Here is a 4769-nt window from a genome sequence, read left to right as displayed (position 1 = left end):
TAAGTATACAGGGGTCTACCGGCAGATAGGTAGTTGCTTTTTTTTATTATTTTACAAAATCACAAAAAGATAACCCGAAGTTCTAGTAGAAACTTCGGGTTATCTTTTTTATTTATTCCGCATTCTGATGTGCCGCACCATTTACCTTTGCTTCCTTAGCCATCTCATCTTCACCGCGTTTAATAGCTTCTCTGACCATCGAACCGACTTCGCCGGTGGTTACATCCGACCAGTCTCCATCTTCAACCTTCTCACCAAACCCGAGATCATGGGCTAATTCGTATTTCAGCTTTTCGGACATTACTCCTTTACTCATACGATCACCTCCATTTTTTTGATCAGGCCTAAGAATAATATGTATCAATTTTGCGCACATTATTTCTTGCAAAAAATGCTATCAAAAAACCTCCATACCATTGCAGCAGCAGTGGTATGGAGGTTTTATCGTTCTATAGCACCTGAACCTTATATTCACGCATCCAATGATCAGCCTGGATAAGATAGGCGAAAAGCTGGGGCCCGCCCATAAGCTGCCCAAACCACGGAATATTAGAAGCAGATAAATCAGTCTGGGCAATCTCTTTAAGTTTATCAATATCAAGCAGGGCCTGCAGCGGTGATGCCGGGTCATTTAAGATGGCCAGGGCTTCACTGACAACGACCTTAGTGTACGCTGGATTATGCGTTTTAGGATAAGGACTTTTTTTACGCCATAATACATCCTCAGGTAAAATCCCCTCCAGGGCGTAACGCAGCAACCCCTTTTCCCTGTTTTGGGCATTTTTCATGCTCCAGGGCACGTTCCAAACATAATCAACAATACGATGATCACAGAAAGGTACCCTAACCTCTAAACCAAACGCCATGCTCATACGATCCTTCCGGTCAAGGAGGGTTGGCATAAACCGGGTAAGGCTAAGATAAAAGATCTCACGCATTCTGGCTGAGCGTGCATCCTCGCCAGGCAGGCGCGGCACTTCAGCAAGAGCGTCACTGTACCGCTGAGCCACATATTCAGCAGGTTTAATCTTAGCCTGTATTTCAGGCTTTAACCAGGGGATGCGAATTTCCGGCCTCGGCGACCAGGGAAATGTCGTTGCATTAATCATTTCTTCCCGTTGAAACCAGGGATAACCACCGAAAACCTCATCTGCACACTCGCCCGACAAAGCGACTGTGGCTCCTTTTTTGATTTCACGGCAGAATAGGTAGAGTGATGTATCAATATCCGCCATACCCGGCAAGTCACGAACAAGTGCCGCCGGTCTGAGACTCGCAGCTAATTCCGGGGTATCTAATAATATATTGTGGTGAACTGTACCAAAGTGTTCTGATACCCGTTTGGCATAAGGCCCATCCGGATTTGGTTGAAAGCTGTTGGCCTTAAAATACAGATCATTATCTATATAGTCTACTGAATAGGTATGTAGACTACCCAGACCTGACCTTCTATGCGACAGGGCCGCAAGTGCAGTGAGCGCACTGGAATCCAGTCCTCCTGAAAGCAGCGTACATATTGGTACATCTGATACCAATTGGCGCTCGGCAGTATCAATTAATAGCTCACGCACCGTCGTTCTGGTGGTTTCGAAATCTTCAAAGTGTGGCATTGATTCCAGTTTCCAATATTGCTTGATAAACTTACCCTGCCGGTTGTAAACCATATAATGGCCGGGTTTTAGTTCCTTAACATCGCGAAATACACCATGCCCTGGTGTCCGGGCCGGCCCGATCATAAAAACCTCTGCTAAACCCTCTGCATCGATTTCCGGGCGTACCAGCGGATTAGCCAGCAGTGTTTTAAGCTCTGACCCAAAAATAAAACTACTGCCCCGCTCAGTATAAAAAAGTGGTTTAACCCCAATGCGATCCCGCGCTAAAAAAAGACTCTGATTGGCTTCATCCCAAATTCCAAAAGCATATATGCCATTAAACCGCTCAACACAGGCCGGCCCCCATTCAATAAAAGCCACGAGCAGCACCTCAGTATCACAACGTGAACTGAATGTATGCCCCCGGTCTTCAAGCTGCTGTTTAATTTCCGGTGTATTATACAGCTCACCATTATAAGTGATGATAAATTTCTGATCACCGCGAAACCGGATCATCGGCTGCGCCCCGCCCACCGGATCAATAACACTAAGGCGGCGGTGGCCTAAGGCCGCCCGTGGCGTAATATAGGCTCCCTGCGCGTCTGGTCCGCGTGCTGCCAAGGTTTCAATCATAGCTGATAAGATATGGCTTCTCTCTGTTAGATTTTCCTGCCAATCAATCCAACCAGTAATTCCGCACATTCTTTAATCATCTCCTGTAAAAGAATATAGCCTGTGAACGCCCAGTCAACTCTTCTGGCGTGCCGCACAGGCGCCTTTGCCCCACATGTTAATTTGCATGCTTATAAATATGCGTAATAGCAAACAATTGTCACAGCCTGCTAAGAAAATATGTATGGTGCAAGGGTTCAGCGGATACGCTAAATTCAAGTATACTCGATTCATGCAGGGAGGAATTTATTATGGATGAAACCAAACAAACCTCGGAAACAAACATGAGCGCGCCCCAAGCATCAGCAAACAATTCTTATCAGGAAGGCACTGACATTGACAATGCTAGCGCCGTATATCAGGAGACTGGCCTTGATGCAACCCAGGATGCCCTCCGGACAGAGGAGCTCAAACCAGGCAATAAACACGCAACAAATAGCCTGGTTGCAAGAATGCTGTGGGGTCATGAAGAGAAGGTTGGTCTGAATGTGCGTGTTTCCGAAGACGGCGTTCTGGATCTAAACGATGACGTACGTTAAAAAAAACAGGCCGGGTTCGGCCTGTTTTTTTTGAATCGTGACTTTTGTCACAGCGTACAGCTATTTGATTTGTTAAACTAAATACAAAGATATCCAATCCCCCCAAATAAGGAGGTTTTATTTATGGAAAAACAATTCATAAAAAATATTGAGTTCAGTAAAGCCCATGACCTGGTCAATTTGGTGGACTATCAGCCTGGCAAGGTAGTAAGCCTGACTTTATCACAAAACAAAACACTCAGCATGACACTGTTTGCATTTGCGCAAGGCGAAGCGATCAGCACACACTCGGCCCCTGGCGATGCTATGGTGCATATCCTTGATGGCCGGGCCGATATTACCATCGGCGGCGAAAAAATCACAGCCACCGCCGGCCAGGTAGTCGTTATGCCGGCCGATATTCCTCACGGCCTCGATGCTGTCGAAAACTTCAAAATGCTGCTGGTACTTGTTATGTAAGTGTAAGCTTTAAATCTACCCCCAGTACACCGATAGTTTTGCCTGCACTATCAGCGATTGGCAGGGAAATGGTTAAGCAAGGCTGATGCGATATTGCTGAAACATACACTTGTGATACGTAGAACTTCCCTTGTTTTGCCTGGCTAAACCACTCTCTGGTCAGCGCATTGGCAATCCCGGCTGGCGGCAAAGAAACAATAAACTGTCCATCAATACGATTTGTCCAGGCGGCCTCGAGCTCAGGATTCTGAGTTAAGAGGCCGCTTAGTATTTCTTTATGGCTAATCACATCCATACCTATCACTTGTTGATTTTTCACGGTATGTTCAAGCTGGCTGCGCAGCTTGGCTATTTTACCATCCAATTCGGCCTGTTGGCAACTGCTGATGTCAATCAGTCTCAACTTGCCAGTTGTTGCTACCAGTTGCTCAGCCACTTTCGCTAATAAATCCCCCATATTCCGGGTATCACCGAGATGTCTATCCTGCTGCTCTATCGAACTGGCTACTGTCGTCATCCGGCTAGCGGCTTTAGCAGCCATACCGGCAATCTCCCCTAGCGAATCTGCTGTTTTCTGGGTGGCGGCAAACTGGTTTTGCCTGGCGGCACTAGCCTCCGCCATTTTTGCTTCTACCTGGGAACTAGCTGCCAAAATGGCCTGCAGACTGGCATCAGCTGCCTCTCATCTCCCTGGACCCCGTTTCAACAGCTGCAGTCCCTGTCTCCGCAGCTTTTGCCGCCGCTAAGACACCTCCATCAATTTCAGCCAACAGTTTATTGGCCGAGTTTGCCGCAATTGCACTGGCATCTGAAAGTTTTTGAATCTCCTGGGCCACAACGGCAAAACCACGTCCATGCTCGCCGGCTCTGGCAGCCTCGATACTGGCATTAAGTGCCAGAAGGCTGGTTTGCGCTGATATGCCCTGGATTGTAGCCATAAAGCTATCGATATCTCTTGCCATTTGTGTCAAGGCCGTAATTCTTTCGCCAACTTCGGCTGAGGCCTGACGAATTGAATCCATAGCTACTGTTACCTTGGCTGCTGCTTCATAACCTTGCGCTGCCATATTCTTTGAAGTAATGCTATCCTGGTATATCTCGCCAGCTACAGTAGTAATCGTTTGAGTTGCTGCCATAATATCCTCAATCTGCCTGGCAGCATGTTTAGTCGCTCCTGCAATATCCTGCGTTAACTGGTCGGCAGTACCAGCTTCCTTACGAGCTTTTTCCGCCAGGCAAACCGCTTGTTCAATAACATCAGTCACCTGATTTACTGCTGCTGAAACCTGGCATGATGATACCTGAGTTTCCTGCGCGAATGTTCGCAGCATATCGGCCAATGCAGCAATGTTATTTGCTAAAGGGTGTAGTTCTGCCGGATATTCATCCATATTAATTTTGACAGACATATCACCGGCTGAATACTGAGCAGTTAGTTTGCTTAGTTTATCAATGGCTTTATTTTTCCCAAACCATAATGGCATAACTCCACTCTCCTGTCTTTGAT

At 46.9% G+C, this 4769-nt stretch carries 6 protein-coding genes; 2 read left to right on the top strand and 4 right to left on the bottom strand.

Going from position 1 to position 4769, the window contains the following annotated elements:
- Positions 1 to 112: 112 nt before the first annotated feature.
- Together VN379_RS20665 and asnB are read right to left on the bottom strand one after the other, a co-directional pair.
- The gene (locus VN379_RS20665) at positions 113 to 316 is read right to left on the bottom strand and encodes a small, acid-soluble spore protein, alpha/beta type (protein ID WP_325537364.1); all 204 of its coding nucleotides are present in this window, start codon (positions 314 to 316) and stop codon (positions 113 to 115) included.
- A gap of 133 nt (positions 317 to 449) precedes the next feature.
- Entirely contained in the window at positions 450 to 2294 is a 1845-nt protein-coding gene (gene asnB, locus VN379_RS20660; RefSeq protein ID WP_325537362.1) for an asparagine synthase (glutamine-hydrolyzing), read from the bottom strand.
- Between the two features lie 221 nt (positions 2295 to 2515).
- Between asnB and VN379_RS20655 the strand changes: the two genes are divergently transcribed.
- Positions 2516 to 2803 (top strand): hypothetical protein, encoded by a 288-nt coding sequence (locus VN379_RS20655; RefSeq protein WP_325537360.1) that lies wholly within the window; start codon positions 2516 to 2518, stop codon positions 2801 to 2803.
- Positions 2804 to 2926: 123 nt separating this feature from the next.
- A complete protein-coding gene (locus tag VN379_RS20650; RefSeq protein WP_325537359.1) occupies positions 2927 to 3262 on the top strand; it encodes a cupin domain-containing protein in 336 nt (111 codons plus the stop codon).
- On the opposite strand, the gene VN379_RS20645 is transcribed toward VN379_RS20650, so the two are convergent.
- Complete coding sequence (locus VN379_RS20645; protein WP_325537357.1) at positions 3255 to 3914, bottom strand: PDC sensor domain-containing protein; 660 nt, start codon at positions 3912 to 3914, stop codon at positions 3255 to 3257. The two genes, VN379_RS20650 and VN379_RS20645, sit on opposite strands and share 8 nt — an antisense overlap.
- Before the next feature lie 19 nt (positions 3915 to 3933).
- Positions 3934 to 4769 (bottom strand): methyl-accepting chemotaxis protein (locus VN379_RS20640; RefSeq protein ID WP_325537355.1); only part of this gene is annotated, 836 nt, incomplete at its 5' end.

It is taken from the genome of Sporomusa sp., assembly GCF_035561255.1.
Taxonomy (GTDB): Bacteria; Bacillota; Negativicutes; order Sporomusales; family Sporomusaceae; genus Sporomusa.
The sequence above is the reverse complement of the archived record's forward strand: the minus strand, read 5'-3'. Positions and strand labels throughout refer to the sequence as shown.

Bases quoted from the DNA above. Each gene is read 5' to 3' on its own strand.
- VN379_RS20665 (WP_325537364.1), bottom strand. From the start codon at position 316: ATGAGTAAAGGAGTAATGTCCGAAAAGCTGAAATACGAATTAGCCCAT.
- asnB (WP_325537362.1), bottom strand. From the start codon at position 2,294: ATGTGCGGAATTACTGGTTGGATTGATTGGCAGGAAAATCTAACAGAG.
- VN379_RS20655 (WP_325537360.1), top strand. From the start codon at position 2,516: ATGGATGAAACCAAACAAACCTCGGAAACAAACATGAGCGCGCCCCAA.
- VN379_RS20650 (WP_325537359.1), top strand. From the start codon at position 2,927: ATGGAAAAACAATTCATAAAAAATATTGAGTTCAGTAAAGCCCATGAC.